This window comes from Nonomuraea coxensis DSM 45129 (assembly GCF_019397265.1).
Lineage (GTDB): Bacteria > Actinomycetota > Actinomycetes > Streptosporangiales > Streptosporangiaceae > Nonomuraea > Nonomuraea coxensis.
The window spans coordinates 4,259,400-4,284,471 of the sequence record NZ_CP068985.1 but is presented as its reverse complement, the minus strand read 5'-3'; the positions used below and the strand labels follow the sequence as shown (position 1 = coordinate 4,284,471).

General features: G+C 76.9%; 13 protein-coding genes. 5 read left to right on the top strand and 8 right to left on the bottom strand.

Annotated features, from left to right (window positions below):
- Positions 1–2: 2 nt before the first annotated feature.
- The 8 genes from Nocox_RS20010 to Nocox_RS19975 are packed head-to-tail and all read right to left on the bottom strand — an operon-like array spanning position 3 to position 17,694.
- Positions 3–3,917 (bottom strand): non-ribosomal peptide synthetase, encoded by a 3,915-nt coding sequence (locus Nocox_RS20010; RefSeq protein ID WP_020542784.1) that lies wholly within the window; start codon positions 3,915–3,917, stop codon positions 3–5.
- Complete coding sequence (locus Nocox_RS20005; RefSeq protein WP_020542785.1) at positions 3,898–4,161, bottom strand: phosphopantetheine-binding protein; 264 nt, start codon at positions 4,159–4,161, stop codon at positions 3,898–3,900. Before Nocox_RS20005 ends, Nocox_RS20010 begins: the two co-directional genes overlap by 20 nt.
- A complete protein-coding gene (panD, locus tag Nocox_RS20000; RefSeq protein WP_020542786.1) occupies positions 4,158–4,586 on the bottom strand; it encodes an aspartate 1-decarboxylase in 429 nt (142 codons plus the stop codon). Before panD ends, Nocox_RS20005 begins: the two co-directional genes overlap by 4 nt.
- A 53-nt stretch (positions 4,587–4,639) precedes the next feature.
- The gene (locus tag Nocox_RS19995; RefSeq protein ID WP_020542787.1) at positions 4,640–7,783 is read right to left on the bottom strand and encodes a non-ribosomal peptide synthetase; all 3,144 of its coding nucleotides are present in this window, start codon (positions 7,781–7,783) and stop codon (positions 4,640–4,642) included.
- 8 nt (positions 7,784–7,791) lie between these two features.
- Complete coding sequence (locus Nocox_RS19990) at positions 7,792–9,189, bottom strand: amino acid adenylation domain-containing protein (RefSeq protein WP_084685583.1); 1,398 nt, start codon at positions 9,187–9,189, stop codon at positions 7,792–7,794.
- Positions 9,186–11,834 carry a type I polyketide synthase gene (locus tag Nocox_RS19985; RefSeq protein WP_169577026.1) on the bottom strand — a complete coding sequence of 883 codons (2,649 nt, stop codon included), beginning with the start codon at positions 11,832–11,834 and terminating at the stop codon, positions 9,186–9,188. The genes Nocox_RS19990 and Nocox_RS19985 overlap by 4 nt, the downstream gene beginning before the upstream one ends.
- Entirely contained in the window at positions 11,831–13,504 is a 1,674-nt protein-coding gene (locus tag Nocox_RS19980) for a fatty acyl-AMP ligase (RefSeq protein ID WP_020542789.1), read from the bottom strand. The genes Nocox_RS19985 and Nocox_RS19980 overlap by 4 nt, the downstream gene beginning before the upstream one ends.
- Positions 13,501–17,694, bottom strand: a complete 4,194-nt coding sequence (locus tag Nocox_RS19975; RefSeq protein WP_020542790.1) for an SDR family NAD(P)-dependent oxidoreductase — start codon at positions 17,692–17,694, stop codon at positions 13,501–13,503. The genes Nocox_RS19980 and Nocox_RS19975 overlap by 4 nt, the downstream gene beginning before the upstream one ends.
- A gap of 142 nt (positions 17,695–17,836) precedes the next feature.
- Here Nocox_RS19975 and Nocox_RS19970 point away from each other — a divergent pair, with 142 nt between their 5' ends.
- Genes Nocox_RS19970 through Nocox_RS19950 form a run of 5 tightly spaced genes read left to right on the top strand, consistent with a single transcriptional unit; the run spans position 17,837 to position 25,072 of the window.
- Complete coding sequence (locus Nocox_RS19970) at positions 17,837–19,333, top strand: amino acid adenylation domain-containing protein (protein WP_020542791.1); 1,497 nt, start codon at positions 17,837–17,839, stop codon at positions 19,331–19,333.
- Positions 19,333–20,679: a crotonyl-CoA carboxylase/reductase gene (ccrA, locus tag Nocox_RS19965; RefSeq protein ID WP_020542792.1), complete on the top strand. Its 1,347-nt coding sequence runs from the start codon at positions 19,333–19,335 to the stop codon at positions 20,677–20,679. The genes Nocox_RS19970 and ccrA overlap by 1 nt, the downstream gene beginning before the upstream one ends.
- On the top strand, positions 20,676–21,278 hold the full coding sequence (locus Nocox_RS19960; RefSeq protein ID WP_020542793.1) for an LOG family protein: 603 nt from the start codon (positions 20,676–20,678) through the stop codon (positions 21,276–21,278). Before ccrA ends, Nocox_RS19960 begins: the two co-directional genes overlap by 4 nt.
- Positions 21,279–21,311: 33 nt before the next feature.
- Complete coding sequence (locus tag Nocox_RS19955; RefSeq protein WP_020542794.1) at positions 21,312–24,317, top strand: condensation domain-containing protein; 3,006 nt, start codon at positions 21,312–21,314, stop codon at positions 24,315–24,317.
- Positions 24,314–25,072, top strand: a complete 759-nt coding sequence (locus tag Nocox_RS19950; RefSeq protein ID WP_020542795.1) for a thioesterase II family protein — start codon at positions 24,314–24,316, stop codon at positions 25,070–25,072. The genes Nocox_RS19955 and Nocox_RS19950 overlap by 4 nt, the downstream gene beginning before the upstream one ends.

The following is a 25,072-nucleotide window of genomic DNA, read 5'->3' as shown; positions in this document are numbered from 1 at the left end:
CCTCACCGGTCGAGGAACGGCACGATCTGGGCCGCGGCGGGCAGCCGCAGCAGGTCGTGGTGCTCCCCGCGGATCTCGTGCACGTCCAGGTCGGCGGCGGCGCGCCGCCAGCCGGCGAGCTGGGCGTCGCGCACCCGGCGCGGGTTGCGGTCGCCGGCCAGCAGCGTGACCGGCCCTGCGTACCTGCGCGGCCGGTAGTCGGCCAGCCCGCGCAGGCCGTCGCGCCACAGCCGCAGCAGCGCGGGCCCGTAGGCGCGGTAGTAGGCTGCGGCCTGGCCGGGGGTCAGGCCCAGGCCGTCGAAGACGCCGAGGTCGGACTCCTCCAGCAGGCGGCCGGCCGGCTCGGGGCCGAGCGCGCCCACCCGGTCGATCAGGTCCTCCAGCTCGGTGAGGTCGTCGAGCAGTTCGAGCGTGAGCGCGTCGGGCAGCACCGAGTCGACCAGGACCACCCGCCGGGGCGGATGACCGAGCCCGGTCAGCTCGCGGGCGGTCTCGAACGCCAGCACTCCGCCGGCCGACCAGCCGAGCAGCGTGACCGGGCCGGGCCCGGCGGCGGCGATCTCCGCCGCGTAGCGGGCGGCCAGCTCGGGCAGCGACGCCGGGGACAGCCCGGACTCCAGGGCCTGCAGCCCGTGGACGGCCCGCCGTCCGGCGAGCAGCCCGGCGAGGGCGCCGTAGCAGTGGGCGGACCCGCCGAGCGGGTGCACGCAGTAGACGGGCGACGGGTCCGCCGGGAGCGGCCCCCCGCCCCCGAGCCGCACGACGACCGGCCCTGCCGCGTCATCGCCCTCCGCGTCGCGCGGCGCGTCGGCCCGCCGGACCTCCTGGTCCGCGTTCATGCGGTCCAGGACGTCCGCCGCGTCGGGGAGGGCGGAGCTCACCAGCCTGGCCAGGCCGCCGATGGTGGCGTCGGCCAGGAAGCGGCGCAGCTTGATCTTCACGCCCAGCCGTTCCTCGACCTTGGCCACGAGCCGGACCGCGCCCAGCGAGTCGATGCCCCGCCCGAACAGGTCCTGGTCGAGGTCGAGGTCGTCGAGCGCCGCGCCGAGGACGCCGGCCACCAGGTCGGCGAGCTGCCGTTCGACGCCGGTGCGGGGCGCGCGGCCCGCCTCCGGCGACGGCGCGGCGGGCGGCGGGGGCAGCGCCGAGCGGTCCACCTTGCCGTTGCGGTTGAGCGGGATGCGCGGCAGCGGCACGTACTGGGCGGGGATCATGTGCCCGGGCAGGCGGCGGGCCAGGGCCGCGCGGATCTCGCCGGTGCCCGCGGTGCCGACGACGTAGGCGACGAGCCGGGACCCGCCGCCGGGCGCGGGCGCGGCCACGACGACCGAGCCGCTGACGCCCGGCACCTCGTCGAGTGCGGCGGAGACCTCGCCGGGCTCCACCCGGTGCCCCCGGATCTTGACCTGGTCGTCGAGCCGCCCCAGGAACTCGAACTCGCCGTCGGGGCGCAGCCGGCCGCGGTCGCCGGTGCGGTAGAGCCGCGCGCCTGGCTCGCCGTACGGGTCGGGGACGAACCGCTCGGCGGTCAGCGCCGGCCGCCCGTGGTAGCCGCGCGCCACGCACTCGCCGCCGATGTACAGCTCGCCGGGCACGCCGGCGGGCAGCGGGCGCATGGCCTCGTCCAGCACGTACATGGTGGTGCCCGGGATCGGCCTGCCGATGGGGACGAGCTCGCCGGCGACGGGGCCGCGGACGGTGTGCACGCAGTTGGCGACGGTGGCCTCGGTGGGGCCGTACTCGTTGAGCAGGACCGGCGGCGGGTCCAGCGCCTGCCAGAAGGCCAGCGCCCTGCTGGGGAAGGCGTCGGCGCCGACCACGAGCACACCCGCCAGCCCGGCCGCCGCCTCGGGGTCGAGCTGCCCGGCGAGCACCTCCAGGTGGCCGGGGGTGAGCTTGACGAACCCGTACGGCCGCCCGGACAGCTCCTCCCCCAACTCGTCCAGCGTGGCCGCGTGCGGCAGCACGTGCACGGCCTGCCCGGTGACCAGCGGCGTGAACAGGTTCGGCACCACCATGTCGTAGGCCACGGACGAGAACAGCGGTGCACCGCCGACCCCGCCCGCCGCGTACGCGGCCACGCACCAGCGCAGGAAGTTGACCAGCCCCCGGTGCTGCACCAGCACGCCCTTGGGCCGCCCGGTGGAGCCGGAGGTGTAGATGACGTAGGCGAGGTGGCCGGGCCCTGACCCGGCGTCCCGCGGCGGGCCCGCCGGCCGCCCGGCGACGGCGCGGGCCAGCTCGGCGGCGTCGTCCACAACCAGCAGGGCGCCGGAGTCGGCCACCATGTGCGCCAGCCGTTCCGCGGGCAGCCCGGGGTCGAGCGGCAGGTACGCCGCCCCGGCCTTCCACACGCCGAGCAGCGCGGCGACGAGCCAGTCGGAGCGCTCCATGCGGACGCCGACCACCCGTTCGGGGCCGGCGCCGCGCTCGCGCAGCCAGTGCGCGATCCGGTTGGCGCGCTCGTCCAGCTCCCGGTAGCTGAGCCGGACCCGCCCGGAGACGACGGCGGTGGCCTGCGGGGTGCGGCGGGCCTGCTCCTCGAACAGGTCGTGGGCGCGCAGCGCGAGCGGGCCGAGCGGGGCCGGGCCCCGGGAGGCCGCCAGCACGGCGGCGCGCCGGCCGGGCGGCAGCAGCTCCAGGTCGCCGACCGGCCGGTCGGGCTCGGCGGCCAGCCCTTCGAGCAGGTGCAGGAACGACTCCGCGAGCCCCCGCGCCGTGTCGGGGCCGAACAGGGCGGTGCGGTAGGTGAGGTGGCCCTCCAGGCGGTCGCCGGCCGGGACGAGCGACAGCGCCAGGTCGTACTTGGCGGCGGTGTCGGGGAAGTCGAACGGCTCGGCCTCCAGGTCGCCCAGCCGGGTGCGGGCGGGCACCCCGGCGTGCATCTCGAACAGGACCCGGAACAGCGGGGCGCGGCCCGTCCCGCCGAGCATCGAGTACGGCAGGTGCTGGTGGGTGAGCGCGTCCAGGCAGCGGGCCCTGGTCCTGGCCAGCAGCTCGGCGAAGGTCGGGCGTCCTGAGACGTCGCCGCGCAGGACGACGGTGTTGAAGAACGCGCCGACCAGGTGCTCGGCGCCCGGCACCGCGCGGTTGGCGACGGTGGTGCCGACGGCGACGTCGTCCTGGCCGCAGTGACGGGCGAGGAACGCGGTGAAGGCGGCCAGCCCCGCCATGTACGGGGTGACCCTGGCCCGCCGGGCGACCGCGCCGAGCGCCGCCGCGAGCGCGGGCGGCACGGTGAAGCGCACGACCTCGCCCGCCAGGTCCTCCTCCAGCCCGGGATCGGCGGTGGCGGGCACGTCGGCAGGCAGGTCGAGCGCGGGCAGGCCGGCCAGCGCCGCGTGCCAGTAGCGGCGGGCGGCCGACAGGTCGGCGGCCCGCTCGGCGGCCACCACCTCGGCGTAACTGGCGGGCAGCGGCGGCAGCGGGTCGGGGGCGCCGGCGAGCGCCGCCCGGTAGAGCGCGTCCAGCTCGGCCAGCAGCACCTTCAGCGACCACTCGTCCACCGCGATGTGGTGCACGGTGAGCAGCAGCACGTGGTCGGCCGCCGACAGCCGGGCCAGCGCGGCCCGCAGCACGGGGCCGCGCGCCAGGTCGAACGGCTCGCGGGCGGCCGCGGCGGCCAGCGCCGCGGCCTCCCGCTCGCCGCCGGCCGGCCACACGGGCAGCTCGACGGGCGACGGGGGCAGCACGGTGGCGGCCGGGCGGCCGTCGTGCGCCGTGTAGAGCGTGCGCAGCGGCTCGTGCCTGGCCACCACCCCGCCGAGCGCGGCGGCCAGCGCGGCGGCGTCGAGCGGGCCGCGCAGCCGCAGCGCCAGGCACACGTTGTACGCCGCCGACTCGGGATCCGCCTGGTGGTGCAGCCACAGGCGCTCCTGCGCGTACGACAGCCGCGCCTCAGGCGCTGCGACGGTCATCGCCCGCCTCCAGCAGCTCGCACACGGCCGCGGCCAGCTCGGCCGGCGTGGGCCGGGCGAACACCTCGGCCACGGGCACCTCGACGCCGTGCCGGCGGCGCAGCCGCGCGACGACCTGGATGGCGACCAGCGAGTGGCCGCCCAGCTCGAAGAAGTCGTCGCCGGGGCCGACCCGCTCCACGTCGAGCAGTTCCTTCCAGTCCTCGGCGAGCGCGGCGTAGACGGCGTCGTACGTGGTGCTCATCGGGTCCTCCTCGCCGCGCCCGCGGGCACGGCCTGGCCGGCGGCGCCCGGCACCGGGCGGGCCGGGTCGGCGTCGAGGTCGACGATCCGGTTCGCGTCGTCCACGTGGACGACGCGCGGGCGGCGGCCGGGCAGCTCGGCGGGCGCGTACTGTCCGTAGGCGATCACGATGACCAGGTCTCCTGGCGCGACCAGGTGGGCGGCCGCGCCGTTGACGCCGATCACCCCGCTGCCCCGCTCGCCGGTGATCACGTAGGTCTCCAGGCGGGCGCCGTTGGTGACGTCCACGACCGCGACGAGCTCGCCCTCCAGCAGGTCGGCGGCCTCCATCAGGTCCTCGTCCACGGTCAGCGAGCCCACGTAGTGCAGGTCGGCGTGCGTGACGGTGGCGCGGTGGATCTTCGACTTGAACATGGTGCGCAACATCGCGGTCCTCAGCGGTTCGGCAGGGATGGCGGCGGAAGGTACGGGAAGCGGTCTCACAGGGACGGGGCCGGGCACACCGCGGGAAGCGGGCCGAGCGGATCGCGCGCCGCCGCCTCCAGCAGGTGTGTCCAGGCGTCCACCAGCCCTTCGACGGTGCTGCCGTCGAACAGGTCGGTGTTGTAGGCGACCTCGCCGATGATCGAGTCCGGGGTCTCCGCGACCGAGCAGACGAGGTCGGCGACCGTGGTGCGGGCCGCCAGGTCGATGGGGGTCACCGTGAGCTGGGCGAGCCGCACGCCCTCGGCGCTGGTCAGCGCGCTGATCGGGACCCCGTTGAAGATGACGTTCACGAACGGCATGCCGGCCCGGTCGCGGGGCGGGCGCAGCTCACGCACCAGGTGCTCGAACGGCACGTCCTGGTTGGCGTAGGCGCCGTGCACGACCTGCTTGACCCGGCCGAGCAGCTCGGCGAAGGAGGGGTCGCCGCCGCAGTCGACGCGCAGCACGAGGGTGTTGGCGAAGAAGCCGATCATCTGCTCGGTCTCGGGCCGGTTGCGGCCGGGCACGGGCGAGCCGACGGCGACGTCGTCGCTGCCGCTCGCCCGCGCGAGCACGGCCTGGAAGGCGGCCAGCAGCGTCGCGAACAGGGTGGTCCCGGCCTCGCGGCTGATCCCCCTGAGCCGCTCGGTGAGCGGCTCCGGGAGCAGGAACGAGATGCGGTCGCCGGTGAAGGTCTGCATCGGCGGCCTGGGCCGGTCGGTGGGCAGCGCGAGCCTGGTCAGGCCGGACAGGGCGGTGCGCCAGTAGCCGAGCTGCCCGGCCTGGACGGGCTCGGCGCGCTGCCAGGCGGCGTAGTCGGCGTACTGGGGGGCGGGCTCGGGCAGGACGGCGGGACGGCCGGACAGCTCGGCCTCGTACAGGGTGCCGAGCTCCTGCCAGAACACCGGCTCGGAGCCGGCGTCGTAGGCGATGTGGTGGACGACCATGGAGAAGACGTGCTCGTAGTCGTCCAGCTTGGTGAGCCGGGCCCGTACGGGGGCCTCCTTGGCCAGGTCGAAGGGCGTGTCCCAGTCGGCGCGCAGCGCGATCGAGGCCGCCTCCTCGCGGGCGAGCCGGTCGTGGCCGGCGGCGGCGCCGACGGCCAGGCGGGGGCCGGCCGGGTCGATGCGCGCCTCGGGCACGCCGGCGTCGTTCTCGACGTAGCGGGTGCGCAGGATCTCGTGCCTGGCCACCAGCCGGTCGAAGGCGGCGCTGAACGCGGCGGCGTCGAGCCGGCCGCTCAGCCGGCAGGCGGTGGGCACGTTGTAGGCGGTCGAGCAGGGCGCGAGCCGGTGCAGGAACCACAGCCGCTCCTGCCCGAACGACAGCGGCAGCGCGCCGTCCCTGGGCGCGCGCGGCAGCGGGGGCGGCGTGTCCTGGCGCTGCTCGGCGCGGCTGGCCTCGACCTCCTCGGCCAGCTCCGCCAGCGTCTCGGCGGAGAAGATCAGGTAGAGCGGGAAGTCGACGCGCAGGTCGTCCTGGATGCGGAACATGACCTGGGTGGCGAGCAGCGAGTTGCCGCCCAGCTCGAAGAAGTTGTCGTCCAGGCCGGGCTGCTCGACGTCGAGCACGTCGGCCCAGATGGCGGCGAGCGCGCGCTCGGTGCCGCTGACGGGCGGCCGGCCCCGCCCGGCGGCGCCACCCGCGCCGGCCTGCTGCGCGCCCGGCTCGGGCAGCGCGGCCCGGTCCACCTTGCCGTTCGGGGTCAGCGGCACCCGCTCGATCGGGACGATCTGCGCGGGCATCAGGTACGGCGGCAGCCGGTCGGCCAGGTACGCCCGCAGCGCCCCTGGGTCGGGCCCGTCGCCGACGACGTAGGCCAGCAGCCGCCCGCCGGAGACGGCGGCCACGGCCTGGCGCACCGCCGGGTGCGTCTCCAGGGCGGCCTCGACCTCGCCCAGCTCGATCCGCACGCCGCGGATCTTGACCTGGTGGTCGGTGCGGCCGAGGTAGTCGAGCGCGCCGTCGGGGCGGCGGCGGCCGAGGTCGCCGGTGCGGTAGAGCCGGGCTCCGGGCGGGCCGAACGGGTCGGGCACGAAGCGGTCGGCGGTCAGGGCGGGCCGCAGGTGGTAGCCGCGGGCCAGGCCGATCCCGCCGATGTACAGCTCGCCAGGCTCGCCGTCGGGGACCGGGAGGCCGTCCTCGCCGAGGACGTGGACGGTGTTGCCGGTGAAGGGGCGGCCGATGGAGACGACGGGTCCCGCGTACGGGTCGTGGGGGTCGTAGGTGTGCAGCGTGGAGTCGATGGAGACCTCGGTGGCGCCCCACTGGTTGTGCAGGCGGCAGCCGTACACGCCGAGCTGCTCGTGGAAGGCCAGCGCCAGGGGCGCGGTGAGCGCCTCGCCGCTGGAGACGACGTGCCGCAGGCGCGGCAGCGGCGGCAGCCCGGCGCGCCGGTGCGCCTCCAGGAACAGGCTGAGCATGCTCGGCACGAACTGCACCACGGCCACGCCGAACGAGCGCACGGCCTCCAGCAGCGCCACCGGGTCCTTGTGGTCGCCGGGCGGCAGGATCGCGACCGTGCCGCCGGTGGACAGCGGCCAGAACAGCTCCACGGCCGCGTCGTCGAAGCTGAGCGTGGTCTTGTGCAGGACGCTCTCGCCGGGACGCAGGCCGTGCTCGTCCTGCATCCACCGCATGCGGTTGACCCAGCCGCCGTGGGTGCTGGCCACGCCCTTGGGCGTGCCGGTGGAGCCTGAGGTGTAGTAGATCGACACCAGGTGGCCGTCGCGCACGCCGGCGTCGATCGGCGTGTCGTCGCGGGCGGCGAGGGCGTCGCGGTCGCCGTCCATGAGGACGGCGGCGGGCCCGTCCGGCAGCAGGTGGGCGAGGGCGCGCTCGCCGACGCAGACCGGGGCGCGGCTCTGTCCCACCATGAGGGCGACGCGCGCCGGCGGGGTGTCGGGGTCGATCGGCAGGTACGCGCCACCCGCCTTGGCCACGCCCTGGAGGGCGACGACGAGGTCGAGCCCGCGGTGCACGCAGACCGGCACGGGCGTGTCGGGCGTGACGCCGAGGCCGCGCAGGTGGCGGGCGAGCTGGTTGGCGCGCCGGTCGAGCTCGCGGTAGGTGAGCCGGCCGCCGTGGGCGTCGAGCGCCGCGACGGCGTCCGGGGTGCGCCCGACCTGCGCCTCGACGAGTTCGTGCAGTCCTGGCACGGCTTCTCCTATCCGTCGCGCGAGGCCAGCAGCGCCACGCGGTCGATCTTCCTGGTGGGGGTGAGGGGCAGGTGGGCCCGTACCTCGATCCGGGCGGGGATCATGGCGGCGGGCAGGCGGGCGGCCAGGTGGCGGCGCAGCGCGCGGCCGGTCGCGCTGCCCTGCGCGAACAGCACCAGCGTCCCGTCGTCGACGTGCGCGGCGGCCAGCTCGACGCCGGGGTGCTCCTGGGCGACGCACTCGATCTCGCCGAGCTCGACGCGGTGTCCGCCGAGCTGGACCTGCCGGTCCCTGCGGCCGGCGAAGTGCAGCAGGCCGTCGGGGCGCAGCCGGCCCATGTCGCCGGTGCGGTAGAGGCGGCCCAGCGTGGGGTGGTCGATGAACCGCTCGGCGGTGAGCTCCGGGTCGCCGCCGTAGCCGAGGGCCACGCCTGGGCCGCCGACGTGGATCTCGCCCTCCTGTCCCGGCGGCACGGGGTCGCCTGCGGCGTCGAGCAGCTCGACGCGGTAGCCGGGCAGGGGGCGGCCGACCGGCAGCGGGTCGCGCTCGCCCGGCGTCACCTCGTGGGCGGTGCACCAGACGGTGACCTCGGTGGGGCCGTAGAAGTTCCAGACGCGGCCGGCGCGGGCGGCGAGGCCGGCGGCGAGCCCGGCGGTCATGATCTCGCCGCCGCACACCGCCTGGAGGGCGCTCCTGCCGGGGGTCAGGTGCGGCAGCAGCCAGCGCCAGGCGGTGGGGGTGGCGTGCACGACGGTGACGCCGCCCGCCTCCAGCCAGGCGGCGAGCGCGGGCGCGTCGGCCTGCAGCGCCTCGGAGGTGACGAGGGTGGCGCCGCCGTGGGTGAGCGGCAGGAACAGCTCCAGCAGCGCAATGTCGAAGGCGAAGGTCTGGTTGGCGGCGTAGCGGTCGTGCGGGCCGGGCCGCAGCAGCCGCGCCACGGCGGCGACGCAGTGGCTCAGCGAGGCGTGCGACACCTGGACCGCCTTGGGCCGGCCGGTGGAGCCGGAGGTGAACATGACGTACGCGCACCGCTCGGGCCGCGCCTCGCCGGGCTCCAGCCGCCCGCCCTCGATCGCGGGCGGCATCGTCTCCAGCCGGAACGCCGCCCCGGCCCGGTCGAGCTGGTAGCGGACGCGCTCGGGCGGGAGCGTCAGGTCCACGGGGACGAAGACGGCCCCCGCCTGCCACACGCCGAGGATCGCCGCCGCGTAGCCGGCCGAGCGGGGCAGCGCCACCGCGACCGCGTCGCCCGGCCGGACGCCGCGTTCGCGCAGGTGGGCGGCGACGGCGGCGGCGCGGGCGGCCAGGTCGGCGTAGGTGAGGCTCTGGCGGGGATCGACGGCGGCGAGCGCGCCGGGCGTGGCCGCCGCCCGCGCCGCCACCTGACCAAGGACGGTGTCGCTCATGCGGTCGCCTCCAGCGGGGACCAGTCGCGGGACCAGGGCAGCAGCGGGACGGAGGTCACGCCCGCCGCCGGGTTGAGCACGGACCAGTCAGGGTCGTGGCCGAGCTCGTAGAGGCGCAGCAGCGCGCCGGGCAGGTCGGCGGAGCCGGCGCAGCGGACCGCGCGGGCCTCCCCCGCCCCGTCCAGGGCGCGCAGCCGGGCGGGGAGGACGCCGGGGCCGATCTCCACGAACGTCCGCACGCCCTGGGACAGCGCGTACGCGAGCGCGTCCCCCAGCAGGCAGGGCCGGGCGAGCTGGGCCGCCCAGTGCGCGGGGCCGAGCTCCGGCCCTTCGACGGGCCCGCCCGTCACCGTGGACACCAGCGGCACCCGGCCGGCGCGGGGCGCGAGGCCCGCCAGCTCGGCCTCCAGCCGCCCGGCGAGGGCGGCGGCGGGCGCGCTGTGCACCACGTCCACCGCGCCCAGCTCGGCGCAGGCCACGCCGGCGCGGGAGAGCGCGTCGCGCACCCGTTCCAGCGCCGCCTCCGGCCCGCTGATCACGCAGCTGCGCGGCCCCTCCACGACGGAGACCGCCAGCTCGGGGCCGAGCCTCCTGCACAGCGCCTGGGCCAGCCGGCCCGCCATCCGCACCCGCACCCCGGCCAAGGGCGCCGGGGACCCGGAGGCCAGGGCGGCGAGCAGGTCGTCGCGTCGGGAGGCGGCGGCGCGGGCGTCGGCGGCCGTCAGGGCTCCGCTGTAGCCGGCGGCGGCGGGTTCGCCGCGGGCGTCGCCGAGCACGAGGGCGGGGCGGAGGCCGGCGCGGCGCAGGGCGTCGGCGAGCCGGGCGTCGCCGCCGGTGAACACCAGCGCCGCCGTCCCGGGGCCGCGTACGGGGACGGGCGGATCGGCGACCAGGGCCGTCAGCGCCCGGTCGAGCGCGGCCGACAGCTCGGCGGCGTCCGCGCCGGAGACGGCCAGCCGGTAGGCGTGGTGGTCGCGGCGGGCCGCCGCGGTGTGGCAGGCCGCCGCCAGGTCGGGCCCGGGACCGGCCAGCAGGTCCCGCCAGCGGGCGGCCAGCTCGCGCAGCCCCGCCGGGGTGTGCGCGGACAGGGGCAGGTGGTGGCGGGCGGGCGCGCGGCCCGGCGAGCGGCCGGGGGGTGGCGCCTGGAGCACGAGGTGGGCGTTGGTGCCGCCGAACCCGAAGGAGCTGACCCCGGCCAGCCGCCCGGCCCAGGGCTTCGGCTTGGTGACGACCCGTACGGGGGCCGAGTCCCAGGGGAAGTCCGCCGCCGGCGGGTCGGCGTGCAGGCTGCCCGGCAGCACCCCGTGGTGGAGGGCGAGTGCGGCCTTGGCCAGCCCGGCCGCGCCCGCCGCCGCCTCCAGGTGCCCCAGGTTGCTCTTCACCGAGCCGACCCGCAGCGGCTCGGCCCGTCCCGGCCCGCCCATGACCTCGGCCAGCGCGCGCAGCTCCATGAGGTCGCCGAGCCGGGTGCCCGAGCCGTGGGCCTCGACGTACTCGACGTCGCCAGGCTCGACGCCGGCCGCCCGGCAGGCCGCCCGCAGCAGCCGCGCCTGCGCGGGGGCGCTCGGCGACATGAGGCCGTTGGTGCGGCCGTCGCTGTTGACCGCGCCGCCGAGGATCAGCGCGTAGACGCGGTCGCCGGCGGCCAGCGCGTCCGGCAGCGGCCGGAGCGCCAGCACGACCGCCCCCTCCGAGCGGCCCATGCCGTCGGCGTCCGCGCCGAACGACTTGCACCGGCCGTCGGGCGCGAGCACCCCGGCCGCACCGAAGCAGCGGCCGACCTCCGGCGACAGGACGGCGTTGACGCCGCCGGCGAGCGCCAGGTCGCACTGGCCGGTGCGCAGGGCGAGCACGGCCTGGTGGATCGCGACCAGCGAGGAGGAGCAGGCGGTGTCGATCGCCATCGACGGGCCGTGCAGGTCGAAGACGTAGGAGACGCGGTTGGCCGCGATGCTGTGGGCGGCGCCCGTGGGCGTGTAGCCGTCGGGGCGGGCGCCGGCGGGGAAGGCCGCGGCGATGTGGTCGGTGCCGCTGATGCCGACGTACACGCCGGTCTGGCTGCCCGCGAGGTCGGCCTGGCGCAGCCCGGCGTCCTGCAGCGCCTCGTGGGCGACCTCCAGCAGCAGGCGCTGCTGCGGGTCCATGGCGGCCGCCTCGCGGGCGTTGAGCGAGAAGAACGCCGGGTCGAACGCCTCCACGTCCGGCAGGAAGCCGCCCACGCCGACGCCGGGCTCGGCCCAGCCCGTGTTCCCGCCGGCGCGGGCGGCGGGGACGGGCCCGACGGCGTCCGTTCCGGCGACGAGCAGGTCCCAGAGCCCGGCGGGGCCGGGCGCGGCGCCGGGCAGGCGGCAGCCGATGCCGACGATCGCGACCGGCTCCGGCCGCGCTCCCCCGCCGCCGCCGTCCGGCGCGGGGCGGCGCTCCCGCTCGCCCTCGCTCAGGTACGCCGCCAGCGCCCGCGGGGTCGGGTGGTCGTACAGGACGGTGTTGGGCAGCGGCACGCCGGTCGCCGCGGTGAGGGCGGCGGCCAGGGCGACGGCGTCGTGGGAGCCGAGGCCGTGGTCGATGAAGAGCGTGTCGGGATCGGCCCCGCCCTTCCCCGTGTGCTCGGCCAGCAGCCGCAGCACCAGCTCCAGCGGGTTCATCGCGGCGCCGCCTCGGGGACGGGGGCGGCCAGCGCCTCGGACGTCCATCCGGCGACCACCGGCAGCTCGCGCGCCAGCAGCAGGTCGCGCGTGGCCCGGCGGCGGATCTTGCCGCTCGTGGTCTTCGGCACGCTGCCCGGCTCGACCAGGAACACGCCGTCGAGCAGCACGTCGTGCTCGCGGGCGACGGCGAGCCTGATCTCGGTGAGCAGCGCGGCCGGGTCGGCGGCGTCGCGCCGCACCTCGGCCACGACCACGGCGGCCTCGCCCTGGGGGACGTCGCCGGTCGGCTCGGCGGAGAAGGCCGCGGTGCAGCCGCCGCGCACGGCGGGATCGACCCGCTCGACGGTGTACTCGACGTCCTGCGGGTAGTGGTTGACGCCGTTGATGACGATGAGGTCCTTGTGCCGGCCGACCACCGCGACGCCGCCGCCGGACAGGACGCCGAGGTCGCCGGTGCGCAGGTAGGTCTCCTCGCGGCCGGGCAGGCGGGCGTGGAAGGTCTCCTCGGTGGCGTCGAGCCGCTCCCAGTAGCCGGCCGCGACGGAGGGCCCGGACACCCAGATCTCGCCGACCTCGCCGGGCGGGCACGGCCGGCCGGTCTCCGGGTCGGCGATCGCGACGGTCGTGCCGCGGATCGGCTCCCCGCACCGCGGGTACGCCCGCCCGCCGACGACGACCTCCGCCTCGGGGTCGGTCCAGCGCTGGGTGGTGACGACGAGCGTGGCCTCGGCCATGCCGTAGGCGAAGCGCATGTGCTCGGGCCGGAACCCGGCGGGCGCGAACCGCTCGGCGAAGCGGGCGACGGTGGCCTGCCTGATCGGCTCGGCCCCGTTGATCGCCACCCGCCAGCGGCTGAGGTCCAGCCCGGCGAGCTGCTCGTCGGTGACCTTGCGCAGGCACAGCTCGTAGGCGAAGTTGGGGGCGTAGGCGAGCTCCCCGCCGTGGTCGGAGAGGGCCCGCAGCCACGCGTACGGCTGCGCCACGAACGCCTGCGGCGACATCTTCACCACGTGCGCGCCCCAGAACAGCGGCGTGACCACCGACCCGATGAGGCCCATGTCGTGGTAGAGCGGCAGCCAGGACACGGTCGTGGTGTCGCGGTCGCCGCCGACCGCCTCCCCCACGGCGGAGGCGTTGTGCACGAGCCCGCCGTGGGTGACCATGACGCCCTTGGGGTCGCCGGTGGAGCCGGAGGTGTACTGGAGGAAGGCGAGGTCGCCGGGGCCGGGCACCGCCCACGCCCACTCGGGCGCGCCGGTGAGCAGGTCGTCGAAGGTGACCTGGACGCGGGGTCCCGGAAGGTCGTCGATCGGGGAGGGGGTGACGGCGAAGGCCGCGCCGCAGTCGCGGGCGATGGCCTCGATCTTGGACCGGGCGGCGCGGACGTGCGCGACCGAGGGCAGGTAGACGGGCACCGGGAGGGCGCCGGCCAGCATGCAGCCGTAGAAGACGGGCGCGTACTCCAGGGACGTGGGGCAGGCCAGCAGCACCCGCTCCCCGCGCGCGCCGAGCTCGGTGAGCCGGGTCGCGACCTGCGCCACGCGGGTGACCAGCTCGTCGAAGGTCCAGCTCCGGGCGCCCTCGCGGCCGAGCACGGTCAGCGCGGGCCGCTCGCCGTGGTCGGCGGCGGCGTCGAACAGGGCGGACAGGATCGACGTGGGCGTCATGCCACACCTCCGAGGTGGTCGTTGAGAAGCTCGTCCAGGAGGGCGTCCACCTGGGCGTCGGACAGCGCGCCCAGCGGGTCGCCGGTCGCGTTCTCCCGGGCGGGGCCCGCGTCGAGGTGCGGCAGGATGCGGGCGGCCAGCTCGCCGACCGTCGGGCCGTCGAGGAAGGCGGCGGTGGACAGCCGCACGGCGAGCCGGGACTCGACGAGGTTGCGCAGCTCCACGGCCATCAGCGAGTCGAGGCCGAGCCGGGTGAGCGGCAGGGCGGGATCGACGGCGGCGGGCGTCGTGCGCAGCACGCCCGCCACCCAGCCCGTCAGGACGGTCTCCAGCTCCTCCTGGCCCGACACGCGGAGGGGGCCGCCGGCGTGCGCGTCGCCGCGCAGGCCGGCGAAGACCGACCAGCGGTCCTGGCCCGGGTTGGCGGCGAACCAGCGGGGCGCGTCGAGCGGGATCGCGGCGACCTGGGCGGGCCGCTCGGCCAGCACGTCGTCCAGCACCCGCAGGCCAGAGGCGGTGTCGATGCCGCCCATGCCGCGCTCGGCGAGCCTTCCCGCGCGGTCGGGGGTGGCCGCCAGGCCGGTCTCCGACCAGGGGCCCCAGTCGACGCTGGTGGCGGGCAGGCCCTGGGCGCGCCGCCAGTGGGCGAAGCCGTCGAGGAAGGCGTTCGCGGCGGCGTACCCGGCCTGTCCGGCGGAGCCGAGCAGGCCGGCGGCGGAGGAGAACAGCACGAACAGCTCGACGGGGTCGCCCGTGGTGAGGCGGTGCAGGTTGACGGCGCCGTCCACCTTGGGGCGCAGCACCTCGCGCAGGGCGGCCGGATCGGTGCCGCCGAGCGTGCCGTCGCGCAGCAGGCCGGCGGCGTGCACGATCCCGCTGATCGGCCGGCCCCCGGCGCGCAGGCCGTCGAGCGCGGCGGCCAGCGCGGGCTCGTCGGCGACGTCCACGGCCAGCACGCGGACCTCGGCGCCGGCCGCGCGCAGCCGTTCGACGGCGGCGCGGGCCTCCGGTCCTGGCGCGCTCCTGCCGAGCAGGGCGAGGTGGCGGGCGCCGCGCTCCACGAGGTGGCCGGCGGCGGCGAGGCCGAGCCCGCCGAGCCCGCCGGTGATCACGTGGAAGCCGTCCGCCCGCACGCCATCGGCGCCGAAGGTGAGCACGATCTTGCCGAGGTGCCGGGCGGCGGCCATGTGCCGGAACGCCTCGGCCGCCTCGGCCGCCGGGTGGACGGTGACCGGCAGCGGGCGCAGCGTCCCCTGGGCGGCGGCGGTGACCGCCTCGCGCAGCAGCTCCCCGGCCAGCTCCGGCCGGAGCCGCCCCAGGGAGAACGCCTCCACGGCGTGGAAGGACAGGCTCTTGGCGAACGGCCCCAGCGGCAGCGCCCGCCCCTCGGCGATGTCCCGCTTGCCCAGCTCGACGAACCGGCCGAACGGCGCCAGCGCCCGCAGCCCCTCGTCCACGGCCCGGCCGGTGAGGCAGTTGACGACGACGTCCACGCCGGCGCCGCCGGTCGCGGCCAGCACCTCGTCGGCGAAGTCCGTCCCGCGCGAGTCGAAGACGTGGGCGACGCCCTGCTGCCTGAGCCAGGCGCGCTTGCGCTCGGAGCCGGCGGTGGCCAGCACCTCCGCCCCGGCGCGCCGGCACAGCGCGAGCGCGGCCTGGCCGACCCCGCCTGCGGCGGCGTGCACCAGCACGCGGTCGCCGGGGCCCACCCGGGCCAGCCGGTCCAGGCCGTAGAGGACGGTGACGTACGCGGCGGGCAGGGTGGCGGCCTCCACCAGGCCCAGCCCGTCAGGAACGGGGGCGACGAGGCGGGCGTCCACGGTGACGTGCGTCGCCATCGTGCCGATCTCGGCGGCCAGCGCCACGACGCGGCGGCCTGCGGGCAGGCCGGTGACGCCCGCGCCGGCGGCGTCGATCTCGCCGGCGCACTCCAGCCCGAACGCCAGGGGGCCGTCCTGGCCGGCGTCCAGCATGCCGAGGGCGCGCAGCACGTCGTTGAAGTTGAGCCCGGCCGCGCGTACCCGGATGCGGACCTGCCCCGGTCCCGGCGGGGGCGCGACCTCGCCACCCGGCTCGTGCGCCCGCAGCGCGGCGAGGTCACCCGGCGCGGGCTGCTGGACGCGGTACGGCCCGGCGGGGCGGGCGGGGCGGCGCGTGAGGCGCAGCGCGTACGGGCGGCCGTCCCGGTAGGCGGCCTCGTTCTCCTCCGGCAGCTCCCACGCGGGGGGCGGGTCGCCGCCGTCCAGGTCGAGCAGGGCGCAGCGCAGCTCGGGGTGCTCGTGCCGCAGCGTACGGGCCAGGCCCCACACGGCGGACTGGGCCGGCTCGACCGGGTCTCCCGGCTCGACCGGCTGGGCGTGGCGGGTGACCACCCACAGGCGGGGCGGCTCGGCGCGGGCGGTCAGCTCCTGGGCCAGCAGCAGCAGCGCCTCGGCTGCCTCGGCGGCGGAGTGCGCCGGGTCCACGAGGTGCGTCACCCCGTCGAACGGCGTGCCGGCGGCGGGCTGCACGGGGACCCAGCGGGGGACGTACATCCAGCCGTCGGAGGGGACGGCGCGCGCGATCCGCCGCAACCGCACCCCGCGCAGCACGAGCACGGCCCGGCCGTCCTCGTCGAGCACATCCACATCGGCCTCCGCGACCCCGGTTGGCGTGGCCGTGCGGGTGCGGGCATGGGCCCAGCGCGCCCGCGCGGGGTCGCCCAGGACGGCGGCGTGCGCGATCCCGGCCGGCAGCAGCAGCTCGCCGCCGCCCGCGCCGGGCGCTTCCAGCGCGGGCGCGACGGCCTGGAGGCAGGCGTCGAGCACGGTCACGTCCATCCGGTACGGCTCCGCCGCCCCCCGCGCCGGCCGCAGCCGCGCCAGGCACTCCCCCTCGCCGGTGAACGCCTCCTCGACGCCGCGGAAGGCGGGCCCGTAGTCCATGCCGCGGGCGGCGAACCCGGCGTAGAGCGCGTCCACGTCCACGGGCACGCCGCACCGGGCTCGCGCCCCGGCGAGGTCGGCTTCGACGGCGGGCGCCGCGCCGGGGGCGGGCCGGGCCGAGGCGAGGCGCCGGCCGTCCGCGCTCAGCACGAGCTCGCCGCCGGTGGCCTCAGCGCGCAGGGACGTGGGCCCGTCCAGGACCAGGGGCGTCTCGAAGGCGACCGCCGTCAGGGTCTCCGCGTGCGCGAGCGCGAGCGCCAGGTGCCCGGCGGCGGGGAAGACGGCCTGCCCCTCCACCCGGTGGTCGCCGAGCACGCCGCCGGGTGCCACCCGGACGGCCCGCAGCTCGGCGAGGGAGGCGGCGAAGACGCCGGGGTCGTCGCGGTGCAGCGACGGCAGCAGCCGCGCCGGCGTGTCGCGCAGCCCGGACAGCAGCGTGGGCTGCGGCCCCAGCTCGACGAACGTGTCGTGGCCCGCCGCCAGCAGCTCCCGCACCACGGGCCAGAACAGCACGGGCTCGCGCAGGTTGCGGCACCAGTAGCCGGCGTCGGGCGGCGTACCGGTGCGGCCGGTGACCGTGGACCAGAGCGGCAGGCGCGGCTCGGCGGGCCGCAGCCCCTCCAGGGCCGCGCGCAGCTCGGGCAGCAGCGGCTCGACGTGGTGGCTGTGCCCGGCCACGTCGGCGTCCACGAGCCGGCAGAAGACGTCCTCCCAGCGGAGCCGCTCCACCAGCGCGTGCACCGCGTCGGGGTCGCCGGACACGACCGTCGTGGTGGGGGCGTTGGCCGCGGCGGCGCACACCCGCCCGCCGTGCTCGGCGGCCACCTCGCCGGCCACCGCGGCGGCCTCGCCCCACGGCAGTCCCACGACGGCCATCGCGCCCGATCCGCTGAGCCGCCGGTAGAGGGCGCTGCGGGCGGTGACGACGGCCGCCGCCTCGGGCAGCGTCAGCGCGCCCGCGACGTACGCGGCGGCGACCTCGCCGAGGCTGTGCCCGACCACGGCGGCGGGCCGCACCCCACGCGACTCCCACAGCCGGGCCAGCCCGACGTGCAGCGCGAACAGCGCCGGCTGGATGACGTCGATGCGGTCGACGTCGATCTCCCCCGCGAGCGCCGCGGTCACCGGCCAGTCCAGGTGCGGCGCCAGGGCCGCCTCGCAGTCGCGGACGGCGGCGGCGAAGGCCGGCTCCCGCTCCAGCAGCGCCCTGCCCATGCCGGGCCACTGCGAGCCCTGGCCGGGGAAGAGGAATACGACACGGTTCATACCGCACAGCGTCGTCATCGGCGGGCCCGGCGTCGCCCGTCCCGAGGGCGGATCCGCACCTGGCCGGAAGGCGGGGGCGCGGCGCGAATCCTAGCCGGGCGGCGAATACCGGCCGGGGCCGGCAGCGGGGATCGTCCCGTTCGTGGACGAAGAACTGCGCTCTCTCAGCTCCGCCTTCCACCGGCACGTGACCCGGCGGCCGGACGCGGTGGCCGTCACCGACGGGGACGTGACGGTCACCTACGCGGAGCTGGCGGCCTGCGCCTCCGGCATCCGCGCCTCCTTCGCCGCGCTGGGCCTGGCGCCCGGCGACCGGGTGGGGATCTTCATGCGGCGCTCGTGGAAGGTGGTGGCTGCCGTCGTGGCGGTGGTCGGCCACGGCTGCACGTACGTGCCGCTGGACCCGGACTACCCGGAGGAGCGGGTGCGGTTCATGGCCGGCGACAGCGAGCTGCGGGCCGTGTGCGCCGACCCCGGCGCGGCCTGGCCGTCCGGGGACGTCCCGGCGGTCGAGGTGGACGGGACGCCCGCCCCCGTCGAGCCGCCGGCCGCCCGCTCGCCGGAGGTCCCGACGCACGTCATCTACACCTCGGGCTCGACCGGCCGGCCGAAGGGCGTGGCGACGCCGGAGGGCGCGGTGCTGGAGCTGTTCCGCTCGGCCCGCGAGCGTTTCTCCTTCGGCCCCGGCGACGTGTGGACCTGGTTCCACAGCCACTGTTTCGACTTCTCCGTGTGGGAGATCTGGGGGCCGCTGGTGCACGGCGGCAGGCTCGTGGTGGTGCCGCCCGCGACCGGGCGCGACCCGCGCCGCCTGCTGCGCACGCTGGCCGCCGAGCGCGTCACGGTGCTGTGCCAGGTGCCGAGCATGTTCAAGTATCTGGCGTGGGCGATGGAGCAGGAGCCGGTCCCGCTGGCGCTGCGCTATCTCATCTTCGGCGGCGAGGCCATCGACCGGGACACGATCCGCCGCTGGATGGACCTGACCGGCGGGCGCGAGGAGATCGTCAACATCTACGGCCCCACCGAGACGACCGTCTTCGCCACCTGCACGGTCGTGGACCGGCAGGCGGTGCTCGACACCTCGTCCCCGACGAACATCGGCCGGCCGCTGCGCCACGTGCGGACCGCCGTGGTGGCGGAGAGCGGCGTCCCGGTCGGGGCGGGCGCGGAGGGCGAGCTGTGGGTGGGCGGCACCGCGCTGGCCGCCGGCTACCTGAAGCGGCCGGAGCTCAACGCCGAGCGGTTCCCCGTGGTCGACCTGGGCGACGGCGAGCGCCGCTGGTACCGGACCGGCGACCTGGTACGGCGGCTCGCCGACGGCTCCTTCCAGTACCTCGGGCGGATCGACTCCCAGGTGAAGATCCGCGGGTTCCGGATCGAGCTGGGCGAGATCGAGTCCGTCCTGCGCGGCGTGCCCGGCGTGAGCGACGCGGCGGTGGTCGTGCGGACGCCGCCGGGCGGGGAGCCGCTGCTGGTGGCGTACCTGGTGGGCGAGCCGCCTGAGCCGGCCGCGCTGCGCGCGGTGTGCGGCCGGAGCCTGCCCGCGCACATGGTCCCCGCCCGTTTCCGCACCGTCGCCGCGCTGCCGCTCAACCCGAACGGCAAGCTCGACCGGCTCGCCCTGGAGGCCCAGAGATGATGAACGAGATCCGCGACGCCGTGCTCGGCGGCGTGAGCGACCCGGCCTGCTTCGCCGCGTTGCCGGTGCCGGAGTCGTACGCGGCCGTGACGGTCCACGCCGACGAGAGCGACATGTTCGACGGCACGCCGAGCGCGGACAAGGACCCGCGCAAGTCGCTGCACCTGGACGAGGTGCCGACCCCGGAGGTCGGGCCCGGCGAGGCGCTGGTGGCGGTGATGGCCAGCGCCGTCAACTACAACACCGTCTGGTCGGCCATCTTCGAGCCGGTGCCGACGTTCGCCTTCCTGCGCCGCTACGGCAGGCGCGACCCGCTGGCCCGCCGGCACGACCGGCCGTACCACGTGCTGGGCTCGGACCTGTCGGGCGTGGTGCTGCGGGTCGGGCCGGGCGTCAGCGCGTGGAAGCCGGGCGACCGGGTGGTGGCGCACTGCCTGTCGGTGGAGCTGGAGCGGCCCGAGGGGCACGACGACACGATGCTCGACCCGGAGCAGCGCATCTGGGGTTTCGAGACCAACTTCGGCGGGCTGGCCGAGCTGGCCCTGGTGAAGGCCAACCAGCTCATGCCGATGCCTGCCCACCTGACGTGGGAGGAGGCGGCCTGCTCGGGGCTGGTCAACTCCACGGTCTACCGGCAGCTCGTCTCGCGCAACGGCGCGGCGATGAAGCAGGGCGACACCGTGCTGATCTGGGGCGCCTCCGGCGGCCTCGGCTCGTACGCCACCCAGTACGCGCTGCGCGGCGGCGCGACCCCGGTGTGCGTGGTCTCCTCGCCGGAGAAGGCGGAGCTGGCCCGGCGGGCGGGGGCGGAGCTGGTGATCGACCGGGTCGCGGAGGGGTTCGCGTTCTGGAAGGACGAGCACACCCCGGACGTGGCCGAGTGGCGCAGGTTCGGCGGCCGGATCCGGGAGCTGACCGGCGGCGACGACCCGGACATCGTGTTCGAGCATCCCGGCAGGGACACCTTCGGCGCGAGCGTGTTCGTGGCCCGCCGCGGCGGCACGATCGTCACCTGCGCCTCCACCAGCGGCTTCCAGCACAGCTTCGACAACCGCTACCTGTGGATGCACCTGAAGCGCATCGTCGGCACGCACTTCGCCAACTACCACGAGGCGTGGCAGGCCAACCGCCTGGTCGCCAGGGGGCACATCCATCCCACGCTGTCGCGCAGCTACCACCTGGAGCAGACCGCGGACGCCGTGCACGACGTGCGGCGCAACGCCCACCAGGGCAAGGTCGGGGTGCTGTGCCTGGCCCCGCAGGAGGGGCTGGGCGTGCGCGACCACGAGACCAGGCGGCGTCACGCGCGCGCCATCAGCCTCTACCGGCCAGGGACGACCTCATGAGCTCGACGACCGTGGAAGCCGGGCTGCCTCGCGGCGGGCGCGGCCCGCTGGAGATCTGCGTCTTCTGCGGCGCGGGCCGGTGCAACTCCCCGTCCATCGTGGCGGCGGCGCGGGCGACCGGGAGCCTCATCGGCCGGCGCGGCCACCGCCTGCTCTACGGCGGCGGCGGGTCGGGGCTGATGGGCGAGGTGGCGTGGGCCGCGGCGGAGCACGGCGCGTCCATCCGCGGCGTGATCCCGCACTTCCTGTACGAGCGCGAGCGGGCGATCGCGGCCCCGGCGCAGGAGCTGCACCTGACGGACACGCTGCTCAAGCGCAAGGAGCACATGCTGCGCAGCGCGGACGTCTTCCTCGCGCTGCCCGGCGGGTTCGGCACGCTGGACGAGATCCTGGAGGTGATCTCGGCCACGTATCTGGGCGTGCACGCCAAGCCGATGATCATCGTCAACCCCGACGGCGTGTGGGACGGCTTCATCGCGCTGGTGGAGACGCTGGCCGGGCTCGACCTGATCACCTCCCCGACCCCCGTCTTCCACACGGCGGACTCGCCCGAGGAGGCCATGGCGCTGGCCGAGCGCCTGACCCTCCCCGTGGCCTGAACGAAAGCGACGGTTATGGACACACGAGCGCCGATGTCCGCGGCGGACAAGCGGGCGCTGCTGGCCGAGCTCATGCGGACCGGGGCGGCGCCCGTCCCGCTCTCCTACGGGCAGCGCGCCCTCTGGTTCATGGACCGGATCCGGCCGGAGGCGGGCCTCGCCTACCACATGCCGTTCGCCTGGACGATGCGCGGCCGGGTGGACCTGGAGGCGCTGCGCCGGGCGTTCGACTGGCTGGCCGAGCGGCATCCGATCTTCCGCACCACCTACTCCCACGCCCGCGGCACCCCGGTGCAGCGGGTGAACCCGGCGGGCCGGATCGCCTTCCGGGTGCTGAACCTGGAGCCGGGCCAGGATCCGGTCGAGGTCCTGGAGACCGCGGCGCGGCGGCCGTTCGACCTGGCCAGGGGCCCGGTCTCGCGGGTCGCCGTGGTGCGCGGCGGCGACGGGCCTCCGGTGCTGCTGTGGGTGACCCACCACATCGCCGTGGACGGCTGGTCGCTGTTCCAGCTCCTGGAGGAGCTGGGCACGGCGTACGCGGCGTTCGCCCGGAACGGCGCGCCGGACCTGCCCGCGCCGGCCGCGACGTACGGCGACTACGTGCTGTGGCAGGCGGCCATGCTGGCCGGTCCCGAGGGCCGACGGCTGGAGCGGCACTGGAGCGGCGTGCTCGGCGACCGGCCGCCCCCGCTGCGGCTGCCGGCCGACCGGCCGCGCCCGGCGGACCAGACGTTCGGCGGGGCGGCCCTGCCGCTGCGGCTCGGCCCGGAGGCGGCGGCGCGGGTGGCGGAGCTGGCGGCGGCGGCCGGCACCACGCTGTACACGGCGCTGCTGACCGGGTTCGAGCTGCTGCTCGGCCGGGCGTGCGGTCAGGAGGACTTCCTGCTGGGCACGTGGGCCTCGGGCCGCACCCGGCCGGAGTTCGCCGGCACGGCCGGCTACTTCGTCAACCCGGTGGTGGTGCGCGCCGGCCTGTCGGGCGACCCGACGTTCGCCGAGGCGCTGGGCCGGGCCCGCCGGGTCGTGCTGGACGCCCTCGACCACCAGGACTACCCGTTCCCGCTGCTGGTGGAGCGGCTGGGGGTGCCCAGGGACCCGAGCAGGTCGCCGCTGTTCGACGTGGCGTTCACGCTGCGGGCCTCGCAGCGGGGCGCGATCGAGCGGTCCGGCTCCGGCGGGGCGGCCTCGCCGCTGGGGGCCGCCGCGCCGGGCGAGCGCGGGATGCTGGTACGGCTCGGCGACCTGGAGCTGACCACGTTCCCGCTGCCGCAGCGGACGATCAGGTTCGACCTGGAGATGGAGCTGATCGCCGGGGACGGGGTGTCCGGGCTGCTGCGCTACAACACGGCCCTGTTCGACGAGGCGACGGCGGCCTGGCTCGCCGACGGGTACGTGCGGCTGCTCACCGACGCCGCCGCCCACCCCGGCCGTCCGCTCAGCGCCCTCGACTGGGCCGAGCGCCCGCGGCCCGCGGCTCCGCCGGATGCCTCCCGCGCGCGGCGCGATCACCGGGAGGCCCCGGACGAGCTGGTGGACGTGGTGATCGGCATCTGGGCGCGGGTGCTGGACCTGGACCCCGGGGAGATCGGGCCGGACGACGACTTCTTCGAACGCGGCGGCCACTCGCTGGCGGCCGTCCAGGTCTCCATCGAGCTGCAGGAGCGGCTCGGCGCGGAGGTGTCGATCTCCGACATCTTCCACGACCTGACCCCCGCGGCGCTGGCCGCCCGGCTGGGCGGGCCGGCGCTCCCGGGACCGCGGCCGCTCCCCCGGGAGCCGGGCGCGGACTTCCCGCTCTCCTACGCGCAGGAGAGCCTGTGGGTGCTGCACCAGCTCGCGCCGGAGAGCCTCGCCTACAACGCGCCGCACGTCTTCCGCCTGCGCGGGCCGCTCGACGTGGCCGCGCTGGAGCGGGCGCTCGGCCGGGTCGTGGCCGGGCACGAGGCGCTGCGCACGGTCTACGCCGCCACCCGGCGGGGGCCGGTGCAGCGGGTGCTGGAGCCCGGCGCGTTCCGGCTGCCGGTGGCGGACGTCGCGGACGCGGCGGAGGCGATGGAGCGGGCGCTCGCCGAGTACCGCACGCCGTTCGATCTGGCGGCGGGGCCGCCGGTGCGGCCGGTGCTGTACCGGGTGGGGCCGGCGGAGCACGTGCTGCTCTTCCTGGTCCACCACATCGCCTTCGACGGCTGGTCGGCGGCCGTGTTCTGGCGCGACCTGTGCGGCCACTACCTGGCGGAGACCGGCGGCGGCGCGCCGCCCGCGCCGCCCGCCGTGCAGTGCGTGGACCACGCGGTCTGGGAGCGCGCGGCGCTCACCGGCGAACGCCTGGACCGGCTGACCGGCTACTGGCGGGAGCGGCTGGCGGGAGCGGCCCGCGCGCCGCTGCCCACCGACCTCCCCCGGCCCCGCCGCCCCCGCTTCGAGGGCGCCCAGCACGCCTTCGACCTGGACGTGGACGTGCGCGAGCTGTGCCGGGCGGCCGACGCCACCCCGCACATGGTCCACCTGGCCGCCTTCCAGCTCTGGCTGGCCGGCCGCACCGGCTCGGCCGACGTGGTCACCGGCTCGGTCGTCTCCGGCCGGTCCAGGGCCGAGACGACCGGGCTCATCGGCCACTTCGTCAACGTCCTCGCGGTACGCACCGACCTGACCGGGGCCCGCACCTTCGCCGAGGCGCTGGCGCGGGTGCGGCGCGGCCTGCTCGCCGACTACGAGCACCAGGAGCTGCCGTTGCCGCTGCTCGGCGGCCGGCCGCCGTTCGACGCCCTGTTCACCCTGCACGACACCCGGCTGCTGGAGTCGGCCGCCGACGCCCTGCCCGGCGTCGCCGCAGAACGGCTCGCCGTCCCGCTCGGCACCGCCCAGTTCGACCTGGCGCTGGAGGTCACCGACCTGGGCGGGCGGGCCCGCGCGGTGCTGGAGTACGACACCGCCCTGTTCCTGCCGGGCACCGCCGCCGCGATGGCGGAGGAGCTGCGGCGGCTGACCACCGCCCTGGTGACCGATCCCGACCGGCCCCTGACCGAGGTGACCCCATGACCGCGACCCGGCCGGAAGCCTCCCCCGCGCTCTGGACGAGCGTCCCCGAGCCGCGGCCGGACGCCGAGATCCGGCTGTTCTGCCTGCCGTACGCGGGCGGCGGCTCGGTCGAGTACGCCCAGTGGGCCGCCCTGCTGCCGCCGTCCGTGGAGGTCGTGCCGGTGCACCTGCCCGGCCGCGAGCGCCGGATCAGGGAGCGGCCGCACACCGGCATGGACCGGCTCGTCCCGGAGCTGGCCGACGCGCTGGAGCCGGCGCTGGCGCGGCCTTACGCGCTGTTCGGCTACAGCATGGGGGCGTGGGTGGCGTTCGAGCTGGCGCGGGAGCTGCGGCGGCGCGGCGCCCGGCCGCCGCGGGCGCTGCTGGCCGCCGCCGCGGCCCCGCCGGACGGGCCGCGCGGCGAGTCCCGCCATGACCTGCCCGATCCCGCGCTGGTCGCCTGGATGCGCCGCCTGGGCGGCAGCCACGGCATGCCGCTGGAGGACGAGCGGCTGCTGGCCGTGGTGCTGCCCCGGGTGCGCGCCGACCTGGCGGTGACGGACACGCACGTGCACCGGCCCGAGCCGCCCCTGGCCTGCCCGGTGCACGTCTACACCGGCGCGGACGACGAGGTCGTCCCGCCCGGTGAGGCCCGGCTGTGGGCGCGGCAGGCGGGCGGCGTCTTCACCTGCCGGGTGCTGCCCGGCGGCCACTTCTTCCTGCACGAGCGCCGCCGCGAGCTGCTCGCCTGCATCGTCAACGACCTGGAGGTATGA

What these genes read in the sequence shown, in the direction of transcription:
- Nocox_RS20010 (WP_020542784.1), bottom strand. Translation starts at nt 3,917, where the DNA reads ATGACCGTCGCAGCGCCTGAGGCGCGGCTGTCGTACGCGCAGGAGCGC.
- Nocox_RS20005 (WP_020542785.1), bottom strand. Translation starts at nt 4,161, where the DNA reads ATGAGCACCACGTACGACGCCGTCTACGCCGCGCTCGCCGAGGACTGG.
- panD (WP_020542786.1), bottom strand. Translation starts at nt 4,586, where the DNA reads ATGTTGCGCACCATGTTCAAGTCGAAGATCCACCGCGCCACCGTCACG.
- Nocox_RS19990 (WP_084685583.1), bottom strand. Translation starts at nt 9,189, where the DNA reads ATGAGCGACACCGTCCTTGGTCAGGTGGCGGCGCGGGCGGCGGCCACG.
- Nocox_RS19985 (WP_169577026.1), bottom strand. Translation starts at nt 11,834, where the DNA reads ATGAACCCGCTGGAGCTGGTGCTGCGGCTGCTGGCCGAGCACACGGGG.
- Nocox_RS19980 (WP_020542789.1), bottom strand. Translation starts at nt 13,504, where the DNA reads ATGACGCCCACGTCGATCCTGTCCGCCCTGTTCGACGCCGCCGCCGAC.
- Nocox_RS19975 (WP_020542790.1), bottom strand. Translation starts at nt 17,694, where the DNA reads ATGAACCGTGTCGTATTCCTCTTCCCCGGCCAGGGCTCGCAGTGGCCC.
- ccrA (WP_020542792.1), top strand. Translation starts at nt 19,333, where the DNA reads ATGAACGAGATCCGCGACGCCGTGCTCGGCGGCGTGAGCGACCCGGCC.
- Nocox_RS19960 (WP_020542793.1), top strand. Translation starts at nt 20,676, where the DNA reads ATGAGCTCGACGACCGTGGAAGCCGGGCTGCCTCGCGGCGGGCGCGGC.
- Nocox_RS19955 (WP_020542794.1), top strand. Translation starts at nt 21,312, where the DNA reads ATGTCCGCGGCGGACAAGCGGGCGCTGCTGGCCGAGCTCATGCGGACC.
- Nocox_RS19950 (WP_020542795.1), top strand. Translation starts at nt 24,314, where the DNA reads ATGACCGCGACCCGGCCGGAAGCCTCCCCCGCGCTCTGGACGAGCGTC.